The 16,872-nt window shown below is 54.8% G+C and carries 15 protein-coding genes; 5 read left to right on the top strand and 10 right to left on the bottom strand.

The features are described from left to right. The first annotated feature begins 88 nt into the window (after positions 1-88). Positions 89-469: an aspartate 1-decarboxylase gene (gene panD, locus ACMGG1_RS03080; RefSeq protein ID WP_037416822.1), complete on the top strand. Its 381-nt coding sequence runs from the start codon at positions 89-91 to the stop codon at positions 467-469. Positions 470-508: 39 nt separating this feature from the next. Here panD and ACMGG1_RS03075 read toward each other — a convergent pair whose 3' ends face one another. From ACMGG1_RS03075 to ACMGG1_RS03065, 3 genes are all read right to left on the bottom strand, one after another. Then, entirely contained in the window at positions 509-1,789 is a 1,281-nt protein-coding gene (locus ACMGG1_RS03075; RefSeq protein WP_414161143.1) for a polysaccharide deacetylase family protein, read from the bottom strand. A gap of 289 nt (positions 1,790-2,078) precedes the next feature. Next, on the bottom strand, positions 2,079-2,849 hold the full coding sequence (locus ACMGG1_RS03070; RefSeq protein ID WP_020828572.1) for an ABC transporter permease: 771 nt from the start codon (positions 2,847-2,849) through the stop codon (positions 2,079-2,081). Beyond that, on the bottom strand, positions 2,846-3,769 hold the full coding sequence (locus ACMGG1_RS03065) for an ABC transporter ATP-binding protein (protein ID WP_020828573.1): 924 nt from the start codon (positions 3,767-3,769) through the stop codon (positions 2,846-2,848). The genes ACMGG1_RS03070 and ACMGG1_RS03065 overlap by 4 nt, the downstream gene beginning before the upstream one ends. Before the next feature lie 237 nt (positions 3,770-4,006). On the opposite strand from ACMGG1_RS03065, the gene can reads away from it, so the two are divergent. After that, the gene (gene can, locus ACMGG1_RS03060; protein ID WP_012146699.1) at positions 4,007-4,663 is read left to right on the top strand and encodes a carbonate dehydratase; all 657 of its coding nucleotides are present in this window, start codon (positions 4,007-4,009) and stop codon (positions 4,661-4,663) included. A 36-nt stretch (positions 4,664-4,699) separates the two neighbouring features. On the opposite strand, the gene hpt is transcribed toward can, so the two are convergent. Further along, positions 4,700-5,236: a hypoxanthine phosphoribosyltransferase gene (gene hpt / locus ACMGG1_RS03055; protein ID WP_071827054.1), complete on the bottom strand. Its 537-nt coding sequence runs from the start codon at positions 5,234-5,236 to the stop codon at positions 4,700-4,702. A gap of 99 nt (positions 5,237-5,335) precedes the next feature. After that, positions 5,336-6,958 (bottom strand): multicopper oxidase CueO, encoded by a 1,623-nt coding sequence (cueO, locus tag ACMGG1_RS03050; RefSeq protein ID WP_414161142.1) that lies wholly within the window; start codon positions 6,956-6,958, stop codon positions 5,336-5,338. A gap of 173 nt (positions 6,959-7,131) precedes the next feature. Here cueO and ACMGG1_RS03045 point away from each other — a divergent pair, with 173 nt between their 5' ends. The 3 genes from ACMGG1_RS03045 (at position 7,132) to speD (ending at position 9,274) form a co-directional block, all read left to right on the top strand. Beyond that, on the top strand, positions 7,132-7,479 hold the full coding sequence (locus tag ACMGG1_RS03045; protein ID WP_041415681.1) for a YacC family pilotin-like protein: 348 nt from the start codon (positions 7,132-7,134) through the stop codon (positions 7,477-7,479). A 109-nt stretch (positions 7,480-7,588) separates the two neighbouring features. Then, on the top strand, positions 7,589-8,452 hold the full coding sequence (gene speE, locus ACMGG1_RS03040; RefSeq protein ID WP_041415683.1) for a polyamine aminopropyltransferase: 864 nt from the start codon (positions 7,589-7,591) through the stop codon (positions 8,450-8,452). A gap of 27 nt (positions 8,453-8,479) precedes the next feature. Next, the gene (speD, locus tag ACMGG1_RS03035) at positions 8,480-9,274 is read left to right on the top strand and encodes an adenosylmethionine decarboxylase (protein WP_020828578.1); all 795 of its coding nucleotides are present in this window, start codon (positions 8,480-8,482) and stop codon (positions 9,272-9,274) included. A 34-nt stretch (positions 9,275-9,308) separates the two neighbouring features. Here speD and yacL read toward each other — a convergent pair whose 3' ends face one another. The 5 genes from yacL to aceF all read right to left on the bottom strand — a co-directional run bounded on the left by yacL (position 9,309) and on the right by aceF (position 16,862). Further along, the gene (yacL, locus tag ACMGG1_RS03030) at positions 9,309-9,671 is read right to left on the bottom strand and encodes a protein YacL (protein WP_020828579.1); all 363 of its coding nucleotides are present in this window, start codon (positions 9,669-9,671) and stop codon (positions 9,309-9,311) included. Between the two features lie 139 nt (positions 9,672-9,810). Next, positions 9,811-12,408: a bifunctional aconitate hydratase 2/2-methylisocitrate dehydratase gene (acnB, locus tag ACMGG1_RS03025; RefSeq protein ID WP_046372654.1), complete on the bottom strand. Its 2,598-nt coding sequence runs from the start codon at positions 12,406-12,408 to the stop codon at positions 9,811-9,813. A 566-nt stretch (positions 12,409-12,974) separates the two neighbouring features. Next, positions 12,975-13,118 carry a hypothetical protein gene (locus ACMGG1_RS03020; protein WP_153263149.1) on the bottom strand — a complete coding sequence of 48 codons (144 nt, stop codon included), beginning with the start codon at positions 13,116-13,118 and terminating at the stop codon, positions 12,975-12,977. 205 nt (positions 13,119-13,323) lie between these two features. After that, complete coding sequence (gene lpdA / locus ACMGG1_RS03015) at positions 13,324-14,748, bottom strand: dihydrolipoyl dehydrogenase (RefSeq protein WP_020828582.1); 1,425 nt, start codon at positions 14,746-14,748, stop codon at positions 13,324-13,326. Between the two features lie 233 nt (positions 14,749-14,981). Continuing rightward, the gene (gene aceF / locus ACMGG1_RS03010) at positions 14,982-16,862 is read right to left on the bottom strand and encodes a pyruvate dehydrogenase complex dihydrolipoyllysine-residue acetyltransferase (protein ID WP_414161141.1); all 1,881 of its coding nucleotides are present in this window, start codon (positions 16,860-16,862) and stop codon (positions 14,982-14,984) included. Positions 16,863-16,872: the final 10 nt, after the last annotated feature.

Genomic DNA, 16,872 nt, shown 5'->3' with positions numbered 1-16,872 from the left:
CATGGAGGGACTTATCGGTGACGATAAACGCCGGATGGATGTTCAACCTCAATCGCCTGTGAAGGCGGATACTCAGTTAGGTAAAGTTATGATACGTACTATGCTGCAAGGCAAGCTGCATCGGGTGAAAGTGACTCAGGCCGACTTGCACTACGAAGGTTCCTGCGCCATCGATCAGGACTTCCTGGAGGCCGCAGGCATTCTGGAATATGAAGCTATCGATATTTATAACGTTGATAACGGTCAGCGTTTCTCAACCTATGCCATCGCCGCCGAACGCGGCTCGCGCATTATTTCGGTCAACGGGGCGGCAGCGCGTTGCGCCTGCGTCGGCGACAAGCTGATCATCTGTTCTTACGTGCAGATGAGCGATGCCGATGCCCGTCAACACCATCCGAAAGTGGCCTACTTCGAAGGCGACAATAACCTGCAGCGCAAGGCGAAAGCCGTGCCGGTTCAGGTCGCCTAAAAGTCACAACGGGCGCCGTCGGTGCCCGTTTCTTCCTGATTACTGCACCACCAGCGTTCCCGGCTTGTTGGCGATTCTGTCCGCCATGGTCTGAATCGAGTCGGTACGCAGAATGTACAACCGCTTCAGCGTATAGGGGTTGTCCCCCGGCTTCACTTTGCCCTGCACCGTGGTCACCGCCATATGGAAACCGGCATCCTTCGCCGCCTGTATCGCCCGTTGGTTATAGCCGCCAAACGGGTATGACACATACAGCACATGCGGATTAAACTGCGACAGCGCGCGGCGCGAGTGCTCAAAATCGAATTCTATGTTGTGCAGCGAACGGCTCAGCAGGATCGGCTGACGATTACCGTCGGTGCGATGCAGGAAATGCGTATGCGACTGCACGTCGAACACGTCCTGGATCTGCTTCAGTTCGGAAATGCTCATAAACTGCAGCGAATCAGGATTCCACTTTTGCGGGTGGCGCTTGATGCGTGAGGAAATAATAAACGCCGTGGCGCGGAAGCCGTAATTCTTCAATACCGGGTAAGCGTAACGGTAGACCGATTTCAGCCCGTCATCAAACGTCAGCACCACGGCCTTGCCGGGCAGGTTGATCTGGTTGTTCAGATAGGCTTCCAACTGATACAGGGAAATCGTGTCGTAGCCCGCCTGCTTCAGGTAGGTCATCTGATTGCTGAACGCCACGTCGGAAGTGGTGGTCGAGGTATGGCGGAAACGCTTGTTCTCTTCGTTTTTCAGCAGGTGATGGTAGGTCAGCACCGGAATACCGGTGTCGATCTCGCAGTCCAGCTCACTGACATAACCCAGACGATCGCCAATGTTGATCTCATACCAGGTATTGTTGAGCCGATCCTTCAGCTTGCCGATAATCGGGTAGCGCAGATTCTCTTCCAGCACGCCAAACACATCACTGGTGTTATCCGCATCGGTATAGACGTTGATCGCCTTTTGAGTGATCAGGTTCTGGTTGGTCAGCGGCTTATTCAGTTCGCCAAGATCGTCCTTCACCTTGTGCGATTTTTTAAGATCGCGCACATCGTCTTTATCGATAAACCCGGTGCCGTGACCGAATTTGAACTCGTAATACTCCGCATCCGCCGGGAACACCTGAATCAGTTGCCCCTGCTTCACTTCGCCGACCGGAATAACGTGTTCGCCAATCAGCGAATAAACCTCGCTGTCGCGCTGCGCTTCCATATATTCGGATTTAACGGCGCTGTCTTCCGACAACAAACTTGCCAGGCCGGCCGGGGAAGCAAACGACAACAGGATGCCGAGTACTCCAGCCGCTATCTTGTGTGTAGACCGCATGGTTATATTCTACTTACGAGTACGTAATACCCGTCGTATTTCAGACTGCAGCGTTGTTACCTGCACTCGATCATCTCATGATTTACCTGAGGATGAGTGAGCTGGCCGCCTGGCTGCAACTTGAAATTCATAGGGTATATAACAAAATGGAGAAAATGTGGAGCGTCAGCATAGCACGATTTGAACAGCGGGGAGAAAGGGGTTATTCGAGCAATTTTATTGATTTACGGGATGCTTGCCGCAGATTGATAAACGCGTCCCCGTACGTCTGCCCGGGGACGCCATACTATCAGGTGCGCAAACCGCGGCCGCGCTCGATCAGGAACCAGACCAGCAGATAGAACACCGCGATAAACGCCACCAGCACCGCCATGGTGAACGCCAACGGTACATCGCTGATACCCAGGAAACCGTAGCGGAAACCGCTGATCATGTAGACGATCGGGTTCAGCTTGGACACCGCCTGCCAGAACGGCGGCAGCAGCGTCAGCGAGTAGAATACCCCGCCCAGGTAGGTCAACGGCGTCAGCACGAAGGTCGGGATCAGGCTGATATCGTCAAAGGTGGTGGCAAACACCGCGTTGATCAGGCCCGCCAACGAGAACAAGATCGCCGTCAGTAGCAGCGTGACCACAATCACCCACCAGGCATGCACCTGCAGCGGCACAAAGAACAGCGAGATCACGGTCACCAACACGCCGACGCAGATACCCCGCGCCACGCCGCCGCCGACGTAACCGGCAATCACCACGTGCGTCGGCACCGGAGCCACCAGCAGTTCTTCGATATTGCGCTGGAATTTGGCGCTGAAGAACGACGAGGCCACGTTGGCGTACGAGTTGGTGATCACCGCCATCATAATCAGGCCGGGAACGATAAACTGCATGTAATCGAAACCGTGCATTTCGCCGATACGTGAACCAATCAGGTTGCCGAAGATGATGAAATACAGCGTCATGGTGATCACCGGCGGCACCAGGGTCTGGATCCAGATACGGGCAAATCGGTTGATCTCTTTAGCCCAAATGCTCTGCAAAGCCACCCAATACAAACGCGTCATGCTTTTTCTCCATTACCGTTAACCAGGGTGACAAACAGCTCTTCCAGCCGGTTGGCCTTGTTACGCATGCTCAGGACCTGGACGCCCTGTGCGCTGAGCTGGGTAAACAGGCCGTTCAGGCCCTGCTCGCGCATCACTTCCACCTCCAGCGTCGAGGTGTCCGTCAGGCGATGACGGTAGCCATCCAGCTTCGGCAGCGGGCTTTTCGCCGCCAGATCGAGGATAAAGGTTTCGGACTTCAGCTTGGCCAGCAGGCCTTTCATCGAGGTGTTCTCTACCAGATCACCGTTCTGGATAATGCCGATATTGCGGCACAGCATTTCTGCTTCTTCCAGATAGTGAGTGGTGAGAATAATGGTGGTGCCCTGGGCGTTAAGCTCTTTCAGGAAGCCCCACATAGAGCGACGCAGCTCGATATCCACCCCGGCAGTCGGTTCATCGAGGATCAGCAGTTTTGGCTGATGCATCAAGGCCCGGGCGATCATCAAGCGGCGCTTCATGCCGCCGGACAACATGCGAGCGCGTTCTTCGCGCTTGCCCCACAAATCCAGCTGAGTCAGGTATTTTTCCGCACGAGCCAAGGCTTCGCGGCGGGTCACGCCATAGTAGCCCGCCTGATTGACCACAATCTGCATCACGGTTTCGAACGGGTTAAAGTTGAACTCCTGCGGTACCAGCCCGAGCTGACGCTTGGCGTTAACGATGTCTTTGTCGATGTCGTAGCCGAACACCCGTACGCTGCCGGAGGTTTTGTTAACCAACGAACTGATGATGCCGATGGTCGTGGATTTTCCGGCGCCGTTCGGCCCCAGCAGGGCATAGAAATCCCCCGCTTCGACATTGAGATCGATCCCGCGCAACGCCTTGACGCCACCGGCGTAAGTCTTGGTTAACTGCGCTAATTCCAGTGCATAATTCATAAGTTAAAAAGTACCTTGTGACGATGAGTATGCTGCTGCGTTTTTGTAATGAAGATGATCTTATCATCAGCAGCGTTTTCACTGAGGCAAATCCGTGCGGTATATTCAGGTTCCATCCCGCCATATTGAATAAAAAGTGGCCGAATATCGCCCGGCGCCACTGTTCCGATATCCAAATTGTGACGCTTGTCCTATATTACCCCAACGCAATCTGTTCGTTACAGGCCTATAACCGCCATGAAAGAGATCGAAAAGCTTATCGCCAATAACCACACCTGGTCAGCTAACATCAGCAAGGAAGACCCAAACTTTTTTGAACGCTTAGCACAGGCGCAAAAGCCCCGTTTTTTATGGATAGGTTGTTCTGATAGCCGCGTACCGGCGGAAAGACTGACCGGATTGGAGCCGGGTGAGCTGTTTGTTCACCGTAACGTGGCGAACCTGGTGATCCATACCGATTTAAACTGCCTGTCGGTGGTGCAATACGCCGTCGACGTGCTGGAAGTCGAGCATATTATTATCTGCGGTCACCTGGGCTGCGGCGGCGTGGAAGCGGCGGTCGAGAACCCGGAACTGGGGCTGATCAATAACTGGCTGCTGCACATTCGCGACCTGTGGTACAAACACAGCTCACTGCTGGGTGAACTGGAACCGGAACAACGTCTCGACGTGCTGTGTGAAATCAACGTTATTGAGCAGGTCTACAACCTGGGCCATTCCACCATCATGCAATCAGCATGGAAACGCGGCCAGAAAGTGATGATTCACGGTTGGGTGTACGGGATCCAGGACGGCCGCCTGCGCGATTTGGAAGTGGCTGCGACCAGCCGCGAAAGCCTGGAAATGGGCTATCGCAAAGCCATGGCCACGCTGCAACAGGATAAAGGCATCTAAAGCTCATAGGGCGCGGCATGCCGCGCCCACAGCAGTTTACTCGTCCAGCAGCACCACTTTGCCGACGTACGGCAAATGGCGGTAGCGCTGAGCGTAGTCAATGCCGTAACCCACCACGAATTCGTCCGGGATTGAGAAACCGACGTACTCAACCGGCACTTCCACTTCACGGCGTTCAGGCTTGTCCAACAGGGTGCAAATCGCCAGGGATTTCGGCCCACGCAGCGCCAGAATTTCACGCACTTTGTTCAGCGTATTGCCGGAGTCGATGATGTCTTCCACGATCAGCACGTCTTTGCCGCGGATATCTTCATCCAAATCCTTAAGGATTTTCACGTCGCGAGTCGTGGACATGCCGCTGCCGTAGCTGGAAGCGGTCATAAAGTCGACCTCATGCGGCACTTCGATGGTGCGACACAGGTCAGCCATGAACATGAAGGAGCCGCGCAGCAGCCCGACCAGCACCATATCACTGCCGCTGTCGCGGTAATGTTCGGTGATCTGGCGGCCAAGTTCGGCAATACGGGTCTTAACTTCCTGCTCGGAAATCATTACGTCTACAGTGTGTTTCATAGTTTTCAGGTCAGTTGCCGGAAGAAGGGCGCAGAGTTTAGCATAGCCTGAAGCCGGTGGCGACGCGAGTGCGCCGCCACTTGAAAGACAACGAGGAGATCAGTCAGCTACCGTAAAGCCCATCATCATGCCGGTATCTTCGTGTTCCAGCAGATGACAGTGAGCCATATAGGCGTGATCGCTATTGGCCAGGTGATCGAAGCGCACCAACACTTCACTGCGCCAACCCTCTACGCGCACCGTATCTTTCCAGCCGCTGCGATGGGCCGCCGGCGGTTTACCGTTTTCCGACAGGATGCGGAATTGAGTGCCGTGAATATGGAACGGGTGCAGCATCATGTCGCCTTCGCCGGAAAGGGTCCACTTTTCGTACTTGCCGCGTTTGGCTTCAAACATCGGCTTGGTCATGTCGAAGGCCTTGCCGTTGATCATATTGCCATGGCTGAAATCGAACGGCTTCGCGCCGTGATCCATGCCTTTCATATTGCCGTGGTCCATACCCTTCATGCTGCCGTGATCCATCCCTTGCATACCGGACATATCACCGCTGTCGCCTTTGCCCATGCCACCGTGATCCATACTCATGCCGGCCATGGCCTGATGGCCATAGCGATCCATCAGCGCCTGCATACCCAGCTTATCCAACTGCGGGTTCATCATCAGCTGCAGCCAACGCTCCTGAATGCCGGTCACCGCAGGCAGCGCTGGCAGTTTCACCAGGCTGTCCGGCATCGTCTTGATGCCCTGCGCCAGCGAAGGCTGGATATGCAATACCGGCAGCGGCTGGTCGAACGGTGCCAGCGTCATGCCCATCTGTTTGACCGGCAGCGTGACGATATCGAAAGCTTTGCCGTCAGAGGCATCCACCAGCACTTCGAAACGTTCGCCCATCAGCATCGGCAATTCGGTTAGTTTGACCGGCTCGGCCAGAAAACCGCCGTCGCTGGCAATCACATAGAGTGGACGGTTATCGCTGGCGGCCAGGTTTAGCGAGCGTGCATTACAGCCATTGAGGAAACGCAGACGCAGCCAGCCGCGAGGGGCCACGTGGCGCGGATACTGAGCGCCGTTGGTGAACATGCGGTCGCCAAACCAACCAACGGCAGCACTCATCACGTCCAGTTGGTATTCAATTTGCGCGTCCTTGCCCAGCCGCTTGTCCTGCAGGATCACCGGAATATCATCCTGTCCCCAGGTTTTCGGCAGCGGCAGCTTACTGCTTTCGTCATCTTCGAGCAGCACCAGCCCGGCCAAGCCCTTCATCACCTGCTGACCGGTCTTGCCGTGGGTGTGCGGATGGAACCAGCAGGTAGCTGCAGGCTGCTCGATAGTGAACTGCACCCTGCGCGTTGCGCCTGGCTGAATCAGCGCCTGCGGTCCACCGTCTACGTCACCGGGGATTTCCAGACCGTGCCAGTGAACGGTACTGGCTTCCGGCAACGCATTGCGGATATCCACCGTGACCGATTTGCCACGCTGTAGGCGCACCGCCGGCCCCAGCAACGCGCCATTAAAACCCCAGGTTTGGGTCGCCTTGCCCGGCAGCCAGTTCACCTCACCGGTTTGCAGCGCCAGAGCAACGTTCCCTTGTGCGTCCGGTATCAGCAGTGGCGGGATCGGTAACGCCGGCAATTCAGCCGCCCACGCGCCCCGGCTCCACAACGGTAAAGCGCTTGCCGCGCCCAGCGCAGCGGTCAGTTTGATAAAATCACGGCGTAACATCGCTGACTCCCTTTTCTCAGTGATCTAACTCATCTAAACGTCAGCCTAAACCCTCCCCTTAGCGGAAGGTCAAGCCTTTGCTGCCGGTTATGCTACCTGTGAGTAATAAAATTTGGTGCCTTTACAGGCAAGTGTGATAACGTCTGTAGACAACAAACAGGTCTATTTTCATGATGAAAAAAACAAGTTTACTGGTGCTGTTGCTCACCATGCTGGGGTTCTCCAACGCCAGTCTGGCGCTGAATGAGTCCGAAGCGGAAGATCTGGCCGATCTGACGGCGGTGTTTATTTATTTGAAAAACGATTGCGGCTACAACGACTTGCCCAATGCACAAATCAAACGCGCCATCGTTTATTTCGCGCAGCAAAACCGTTGGGATCTGACCAACTATAATAGTTTTAATATGAAGGCTCTGGGTGAAGACAGCTATCGCGATCTCAGTGGTATCGCCATTCCTACCCCGAACAAATGCAAATCTCTGGCACGCGACTCGCTAAGCCTGCTGGCCTACGCTAACTAATCCCCCGCCTTCCGCTATCTCTGTTTGAAATTCAGCCGTGCATCACCAGGCAGAGTTAGCTATGATGTTGCGCCAATTTTTCATGGCTGTTATTACGGAGTTCCCGCACATGACCCAGAAAGAAATTTGGTATGAAACACTGCATGCCAACTTCGGCCAGTACTTCTCGGTAGAGAACGTGCTGTATCGTGAGAAGACCGAGCATCAGGATTTGGTGATTTTTGAAAACCCGGTTCTGGGGCGCGTTATGGCGCTCGACGGCGTGGTGCAAACCACCGAGCGCGATGAGTTCATCTATCACGAGATGATGACCCACATACCGCTGCTGGCTCACGGCCAGGCGAAGAAAATCCTGATCATCGGCGGTGGTGACGGCGCTATGCTGCGCGAAGTCAGCCGCCATCAGGGCGTTGAACAAATCACCATGGTCGAGATCGACGCCGGCGTGGTGGAATTCTGCCGCCAATACCTGCCTAATCACAATGCCGGTGCTTACGACGATCCACGCTTTAAGCTGGTGATCGACGACGGCGTCAACTTTGTTAATCAGACCGATGAAAAATTCGATGTGATTATCTCTGACTGCACCGATCCTATCGGCCCCGGCGAAAGCCTGTTCACCTCGGCATTCTACGAAGGCTGCGCACGCTGCCTGAACGAGGGCGGCATTTTTGTTGCGCAGAACGGCGTGTGCTTCCTGCAGCAAGACGAAGCGGTCAATAGCCACACCAAGCTGAGCCAATACTTCAAGGACGTCAGTTTCTACCAGGCGGCGATCCCGACTTATTACGGCGGCATTATGACTTTCGCCTGGGCCAGCCAAAATCCGGCGCTGCGTCAGCTCGACTTGCCAACGCTGCAACATCGCTTTCATCAAAGCGGCTTAAACTGTCGTTATTATAACCCGGCAATTCACGCGGGCAGCTTTGCACTGCCGCAGTATTTGCTCGACGCACTGAACGTTTCACGTTAAGCGAGAAGATAAAGGAGGTGAACCAAATTGCATAAGCTAAAACTGCACGGCTTCAACAACCTGACCAAAAGCCTGAGTTTTTGTATTTACGATATTTGTTACGCCAAAACCGCGGACGACCGCGCTGGCTATATCGCCTACATTGACGAGCAATACAACGCCAACCGCCTGACCGAGATCCTCAGCGAGACCTGCTCGATCATTGGCGCCAATATTCTCAACATCGCACGTCAGGACTACGAGCCTCAGGGCGCCAGCGTCACCATTCTGGTCAGCGAAGAGCCGGTCGACCCGGACGATGTCGATACTTCAGAACACCCGGGCCCACTGTCAAAGACGGTAGTCGCACATCTGGACAAGAGCCACATCTGCGTTCATACCTATCCGGAGAGCCATCCGGAAGGCGGTCTTTGCACCTTCCGCGCCGATATCGAAGTGTCCACCTGCGGCGTGATTTCACCGCTTAAAGCGTTGAATTATCTGATCCACCAGTTGGAATCTGACATCGTCACCATGGATTACCGCGTGCGCGGTTTTACCCGCGACGTAAACGGCTTGAAGCATTACATCGATCATGAGATCAACTCGATCCAGAACTTTATGTCTGATGATATGAAGGCGCTGTACCACATGATGGACGTGAATGTTTATCAGGAAAACATCTTCCATACCAAGATGTTGCTGAAGGATTTCGATCTGAAGCACTACCTGTTTAATGCCAAACCGGACGCGCTGAGCGAAGCCGAGCGTAAAGAGATTACCGATCTGCTGTGGAAAGAGATGCAGGAAATCTATTACGGCCGCAATATTCCGCATCTGTAATCTGTATCGGGCGCGGCACGCCGCGCCCTTACGTTCAGTATTTCAGCATAAAAGAACGGTAGGCCTTCAATACCTGCAAAAAGTCTTCGACGCCGCAGAATGAGAGGCTTTCTTCGTCATAGTAATTCATCCCCTCCTCCATCTCGTCGCCCTCGAACTCCAGCAGGTTAGCGCGGATCATCACTTCTTCCCCGTCCATCAGCAACGTGTATTCATGGCCTTCCAGCTGCCATTGACGCTCGCTGCCCTTCACTTGCGCCGCCCCGGCTTCGATGCGATCGAGCAGGTTGAAGTCGCCTTTGAGTTCTTCGTTGATCCAGTGGCCAATCGCCTCATGCCCCATCGAAAATCTGACCACTACCTGACCGGTAACGTCACGCAGAAATTCGTAATCCATAGCACGCCCTCCTGAGCCCTTTCTCTTAGTGTAAACATTAATTCATGACTAACTCAGTGAGCGCTCGCAAAGTTGGCAACTGAGAAAAATAAAACGGGAGGCCAAGGCCTCCCGTTAAACAGTTGCGCAATATAGCGACTTAAACAGCGGTTTGGAAGATCACGCCGTCGGCTTTTTCCGTGTACTGACCCAGTTGGTCAAAGTTCAGATAACGGTAGGTATCCGCCGCTGACTTATCGACCTGTGCCATGTACGTCTGGTACTCGTCCGGCGTTGGCAGACGACCCAGCAGCGAAGCCACCGCCGCCAGTTCTGCAGAAGCCAGATACACGTTGGCACCGGTCCCCAGACGGTTCGGGAAGTTACGGGTCGAGGTGGAAACCACCGTCGCACCGTCGGCCACGCGCGCCTGGTTACCCATGCACAGTGAACAACCTGGGATCTCGATACGTGCACCGCTCTTGCCGAATACGCTGTAGTAGCCTTCTTCGGTCAACTGAGCCGCATCCATCTTGGTTGGCGGAGCCACCCACAGACGGGTCGGCAACTGGCCTTTGTGCTGATCCAGCAGCTTGCCGGCCGCGCGGAAGTGGCCGATGTTGGTCATGCAGGAACCGATAAACACTTCATCGATCTTGCTGTTGGCCACGTCGGACAGCAGACGCGCGTCATCCGGATCGTTTGGTGCACACAGGATTGGCTGAGTGATCTCTGCCAGATCGATGTCGATCACCGCAGCGTATTCTGCATCCGCATCGCCTTCCAGCAGTTGCGGATCCGCCAGCCATTTTTGCATGCCCTGAATACGACGCTCCAGGGTACGACGATCGCCGTAGCCTTCGGAGATCATCCACTTGAGCAGCACGATGTTAGAGTTCAGATACTCTTCAATCGGTGCCTTATCCAGCTTGATGGTACAGCCGGCAGCGGAACGTTCGGCCGAAGCGTCAGTCAGTTCGAATGCCTGCTCGACTTTCAGATCCGGCAAGCCTTCGATCTCCAGAATGCGGCCGGAGAAGATGTTCTTCTTGCCCTTCTTCTCTACGGTCAGCAGGCCCTGCTGGATGGCGTAGTAAGGGATTGCGTGTACCAGGTCACGCAGAGTAATGCCAGGCTGCATCTTGCCTTTGAAGCGCACCAGGACAGACTCTGGCATATCCAGCGGCATCACGCCGGTAGCGGCGGCAAAGGCAACCAGGCCGGAACCCGCCGGGAAGGAGATACCGATTGGGAAACGGGTGTGGGAGTCACCGCCGGTGCCTACGGTATCCGGCAGCAGCATACGGTTCAGCCAGGAGTGAATAACGCCATCACCCGGACGCAGCGACACGCCGCCACGGTTCATGATGAAGTCCGGCAGCGTGTGGTGGGTCGTCACGTCAACCGGTTTCGGGTACGCAGCGGTGTGACAGAACGACTGCATCACCAGATCGGCGGAGAAGCCCAAACAAGCCAGATCTTTCAGCTCGTCACGGGTCATCGGGCCGGTAGTGTCCTGTGAACCGACAGAGGTCATCTTGGGCTCGCAGTATTCGCCCGGGCGCACGCCGGCAACGCCACAGGCGCGGCCAACCATTTTCTGCGCCAGGGAGAAGCCTTTGCTGCTGACAGCCACTTCTTTGGCAATGCGGAACACGTCGCTGTGCGGCAGGCCCAGCGCTTCACGCGCTTTGGTAGTCAGGCCACGACCGATGATCAGCGGAATACGGCCACCGGCACGCACTTCGTCGAGCAGTACGTCGGTTTTCAGTTCGAAGTTGGCAATCAGCTCACCGGTTTCGTGGTTGCGCACTTCACCCTTGTACGGGTAAATGTCGATCACGTCGCCCATGTTCAGGTCATTGACGTCCACTTCAATCGGCAATGCACCGGCATCTTCCATGGTGTTGAAGAAGATAGGCGCGATTTTACCGCCCAGCACTACACCGCCACCGCGCTTGTTAGGCACGTAAGGGATATCGTCGCCCATAAACCACAGCACCGAGTTGGTGGCGGATTTACGAGAAGAACCGGTGCCGACAACGTCACCGACGTAAGCCAGCGGGAAACCTTTCTTGTTCAGCAGTTCGATTTGCTTGATAGGCCCAACGCTGCCCGGCTGATCCGGCACTATGCCTTCACGTTCGTTTTTCAGCATCGCCAGGGCGTGCAGTGGGATATCCGGGCGTGACCAGGCATCCGGTGCCGGCGACAGGTCATCGGTGTTGGTTTCACCGGTGACTTTGAATACGGTAACGGTGATTTTTTCCGCCAGTTGCGGACGAGACAGATACCACTCGGCATCGGCCCAGGACTGCATAATCTGCTTGGCGTGCGGGTTACCCGCTTTGGCTTTTTCTTCCACGTCGTAGAAGTTGTCGAACATCAGCAGCGTATGGGACAGCGCTTTGGCGGCAATCGCAGCCAATTTTTCGTTATCCAGCGCGTCGATCAGCGGATGAATGTTATAGCCACCTTGCATGGTGCCTAACAGCTCTACGGCTTTCTCGGGGGTAATCAGGGGGGAGGTCGCTTCGCCTTTGGCGATGGCTGCCAGGAAACCGGCTTTTACATAGGCGGCTTCGTCGACGCCCGGTGGCACACGGTTAATCAGCAGGTCTAACAGGAATTCTTCTTCGCCTTTTGGCGGATTCTTTAATGATTCAACCAGCGCTGCCATTTGGGTGGCGTCTAACGGCTTAGGGACGATGCCCTCTGCAGCACGCTCGGCTACGTGCTTACGGTATTCTTCTAGCACGACATTCTCCTCGCTCTCATTGTCATTTATTGTGCCTGGCGTTCTCTATTCAAACCGGGTTTAGCGCACGGTGTTGATGCCATTGATCCTGACGGGGCACTGCTGTCGATGTCCTGGACTGTAAGTACAGTGCCCGGTTCCGCTCAGCCAGCATATCAGGATTTGAATTGGTTGTTAATTCGTTCACATAAAAGCAACATTAAATCTTTGCTGAATCGTTGAGCGCAGTGTAATCGGCTGCGACACAGGCCCGACGGGGCTACAGAGAGGTTCCGTTCCCAACATACATCAGCCTGACGAGAACAACATAATACCCACTCACTTACAATGGCTACTGGTCGCGAATAGTAAAATTTGAGAGCGGAAGGCACAAAAAAACCGCCATTAAGGCGGTTCTGTTGTTCCGTTCAGTGTTAGCAGGCACCTCACGGATTTCTTACATCGTTAAGAACGATACAAGCGCCACAAAGCAGGGACATTGTGCGCAACGATGATTAAAAAATCAACAAAAAGAATGTTTGAAAATTCATTTCAACGTAATATTTAGCCGGGTCTGTTCTACCGGTTTAGCAGTCGGTCATCGGGCTTGAGAACAGTGCTGCAACAACTGCGATACAGGCGCCACAAAGCGCTTGTTCCGCCGGGATTTTTCCGGTGAAGTCGCGGTGGTCGTGGTTCCACAAGGATCGCGCAATGAAAGGGAGTTCCATGTTTATCCTGCTCATTGTACTGGGATCGGCGTTTGGCGTGAGCAAAGGCGGTTGGTCGGTTAACGGCAACAGCCTCACGTTCAACGTGATATTCCAGAACAAGTAAGCTACTGGCCGCTCATCGAGCGGCCTTTTACCTGGATGCCGCGCATAAAAAAACGGCCCCTTTTCAGGAGCCGCTTATTCACCTTTCAAACCAGCAGAATTACTTCTTCTTGGCTTTCGGGTTAGGCAGATCGGTGATGCTGCCTTCAAAGATCTCTGCCGCCAAGCCTACGGATTCGTGCAGGGTTGGGTGAGCATGGATAGTCAGCGCGATGTCTTCTGCGTCGCAACCCATCTCGATAGCCAGACCGATTTCACCCAGCAGCTCGCCACCGTTGGTGCCGACAATCGCGCCACCGATGATACGATGAGTTTCTTTGTCGAAAATCAGTTTGGTCATGCCGTCTGCGCAGTCGGAAGCGATAGCACGGCCAGAAGCTGCCCACGGGAAGGTGGAAGTTTCGTAGCTGATGCCTTTTTCTTTCGCTTCTTTCTCGGTCAGACCCACCCAGGCAACTTCCGGCTCGGTGTAAGCGATCGATGGGATCACTTTCGGGTCGAAGTAGTGCTTCATGCCGGCAATAACTTCAGCGGCAACGTGGCCTTCATGCACGCCTTTGTGCGCCAGCATCGGTTGACCGACGATGTCGCCGATAGCGAAGATGTGCGGCACGTTGGTACGCAGCTGTTTGTCGACGTTGATGAAGCCACGCTCGTCAACTTCCACACCGGCTTTACCCGCTTCCAGCAGCTTACCGTTCGGCACGCGGCCGATAGCCACCAGCACCGCGTCATAACGCTGTGGTTCTGCAGGCGCTTTTTTGCCTTCCATAGTGACATAGATGCCGTCTTCTTTGGCTTCTACCGCGGTCACTTTGGTTTCCAGCATCAGGTTGAACTGCTTGCTGATGCGCTTGGTGAAGACTTTCACCACGTCTTTGTCAGCCGCCGGGATCACCTGGTCAAACATTTCGACAACGTCGATCTGTGAACCCAGCGCATGGTATACGGTGCCCATTTCCAGGCCGATGATACCGCCGCCCATAACCAGCAGACGCTCTGGGACAGTTTTCAGCTCCAGTGCATCGGTAGAGTCCCACACGCGTGGATCTTCATGAGGAATGAATGGCAGTTGGATCGGACGAGAACCTGCAGCGATGATGGCATTGTCGAAGTTGATGGTGGTTGGACCATTTTCGCCTTCAACAACCAGGGTATTAGCGCCGGTGAACTTGCCCAGGCCGTTAACCACTTTCACTTTACGGCCTTTAGCCATGCCAGCCAGACCGCCGGTCAGCTGATTGATGACTTTTTCTTTCCAGACGCGCACTTTGTCGATGTCAGTTTTCGGCTCGCCGAAAACGATGCCGTGCTCGGCCAGCGCCTTGGCTTCTTCGATCACTTTGGCTACGTGCAGCAGTGCTTTGGAAGGGATACATCCCACGTTCAGGCAAACACCGCCCAGCGTGGAATAACGTTCAACCAGAACGGTTTCAAGACCTAAGTCAGCGCAACGAAAGGCAGCAGAGTAACCTGCCGGGCCCGCCCCAAGTACCACGACCTGAGTTTTAATTTCAGTACTCATCATGACCTCTTAATTGATTGTCCGGCGGGTCAGACGTCATTTTTATTGCTAATCGATCTCATAACGCCCTTCATCCACCGGGACGCTTACACCGCGAGCAGTTTACAGAATTGTTAATAATCTGCAAAGCGTGTTCGAGTGACCCGTGTCTCAACAATTTTGTCGAGTCGTGCAAAAACCGACAAAACTGCTACAGAAGCGATAAGGGCGCAGCATGCTGCGCCCTTTTTTCATTACATCACCATACGGCGGATATCAGCCAGCATGTTGTTGATGATGGTAATAAAGCGCGCACCATCTGCACCATCGATAACGCGGTGGTCGAAGGAGAGCGACATTGGCATCATCAGGCGCGGCACGAACTCTTTACCGTTCCAGACCGGCTCCATAGCAGACTTGGAGACACCCAGGATAGCCACTTCCGGCGCGTTCACAATCGGCGCGAAGTGAGTTGTCCCGATACCGCCCAGGCTGGAGATGGTGAAACAGCCACCCTGCATTTCGCCGGCGGTCAGTTTACCGTCACGCGCTTTTTTGGAGATAGCCATCAGCTCACGGGACAGTTCGGTGATGCTCTTCTTGTTCACATCTTTGAATACCGGAACCACCAGGCCGTTTGGCGTATCAACCGCAACACCGACGTTGATGTACTTTTTCAGCGTCAGCTTCTGACCATCTTCGGACAGAGAGCTGTTGAAACGCGGCATCTGCTCCAGAGCGGCAGCAACGGCTTTCATGATGAACACCACCGGGGTGAACTTCACATCCAGCTTACGCTTGGCCGCTTCTTCGTTCTGCTGCTTGCGGAAAGCTTCCAGATCGGTGATGTCGGTTTTGTCGAAGTGAGTCACGTGCGGGATCATCACCCAGTTACGGCTCAGGTTGGCACCCGAGATTTTCTGGATGCGGCCCAGTTCAACTTCTTCGATCTCACCGAACTTGCTGAAGTCCACTTTCGGCCATGGCAGCATGCCTGGCAGACCGCCACCGGCAGCAGCAGCTGGCGCCGCTTCTGCACGTTTGACCGCGTCTTTCACGTAAGTCTGAACGTCTTCGCGCAGGATGCGGCCTTTACGACCGGTGCCTTTCACTTTCGCCAGGTTTACACCGAACTCACGCGCCAGGCGGCGGATGACCGGAGTGGCATGCACATAAGCGTCGTTCTCGGCGAACTCACCTTTGGAAGCTGGAGCAGCCTGTTTGGCTGGTGCCGCGCTGGCAGCCGGTGCCGGCGCTGCTTCTGCTTTTTGAGCAGGAGCAGCCGCTGGTGCAGCGCCTTCAACTTCGAACACCATGATCAGGGAGCCGGTTTTCACTTTGTCGCCGGCGCTGATTTTGATTTCTTTCACGGTACCTGCGAACGGTGCCGGCACTTCCATAGAAGCCTTGTCACCTTCAACGGTGATCAGTGACTGCTCAGCGGCAACTTTGTCGCCCACTTTAACCATCACTTCGGTCACTTCTACTTCATCGCCACCGATATCCGGTACGGCAACGTCTTTGGCCGCAGAGGCAGCCGGTGCCGCTGGAGCAGCAGGCGTTTCTGCCGCAGCCGGAGCGGCAGCAGAAGCTGCGCCAGCCACTTCGAATACCATGATCAGAGAACCGGTGGTGACTTTGTCGCCAGTGCCGATTTTGATCTCTTTCACGGTGCCTGCGAACGGTGCAGGGACTTCCATGGAAGCCTTGTCGCCTTCAACTGTGATCAGGGACTGCTCGGCTTCCACCTTGTCGCCCACTTTCACCAGGATCTCGGTCACTTCTACTTCGTCGGCACCGATGTCCGGTACGGCAACGTCTTTGGCAGCCGCGGCAGCCGGAGCAGCAGGTGCCGCAGCCGGTTTTTCTTCAGCCTTGGCAGCAGGTGCGGCCTGAGCCGCCCCTTCCGCTTCAAAGATCATCAGCAGTTTGCCGGTTTCGGTTTTATCACCGACGGCAACTTTGATCTCTTTAACCACACCCGCCTGCGGGGAAGGGACTTCCATGGAAGCTTTGTCACCTTCAACGGTGATCAGCGATTGTTCAGCTTCAACTTTATCGCCCACTTTCACCAGAATCTCGGTGATTTCCACTTCGTCTGCACCGATGTCCGGTACTTTGATTTCGATAGACATTTCTTCTGTA

This window comes from Serratia sp. BNK-12, assembly GCF_047456085.1.
Taxonomy (GTDB): domain Bacteria; phylum Pseudomonadota; class Gammaproteobacteria; order Enterobacterales; family Enterobacteriaceae; genus Serratia; species Serratia liquefaciens.
Note: the sequence above shows the minus strand (reverse complement) of the source record. Positions and strands in the feature narration are given on the sequence as shown.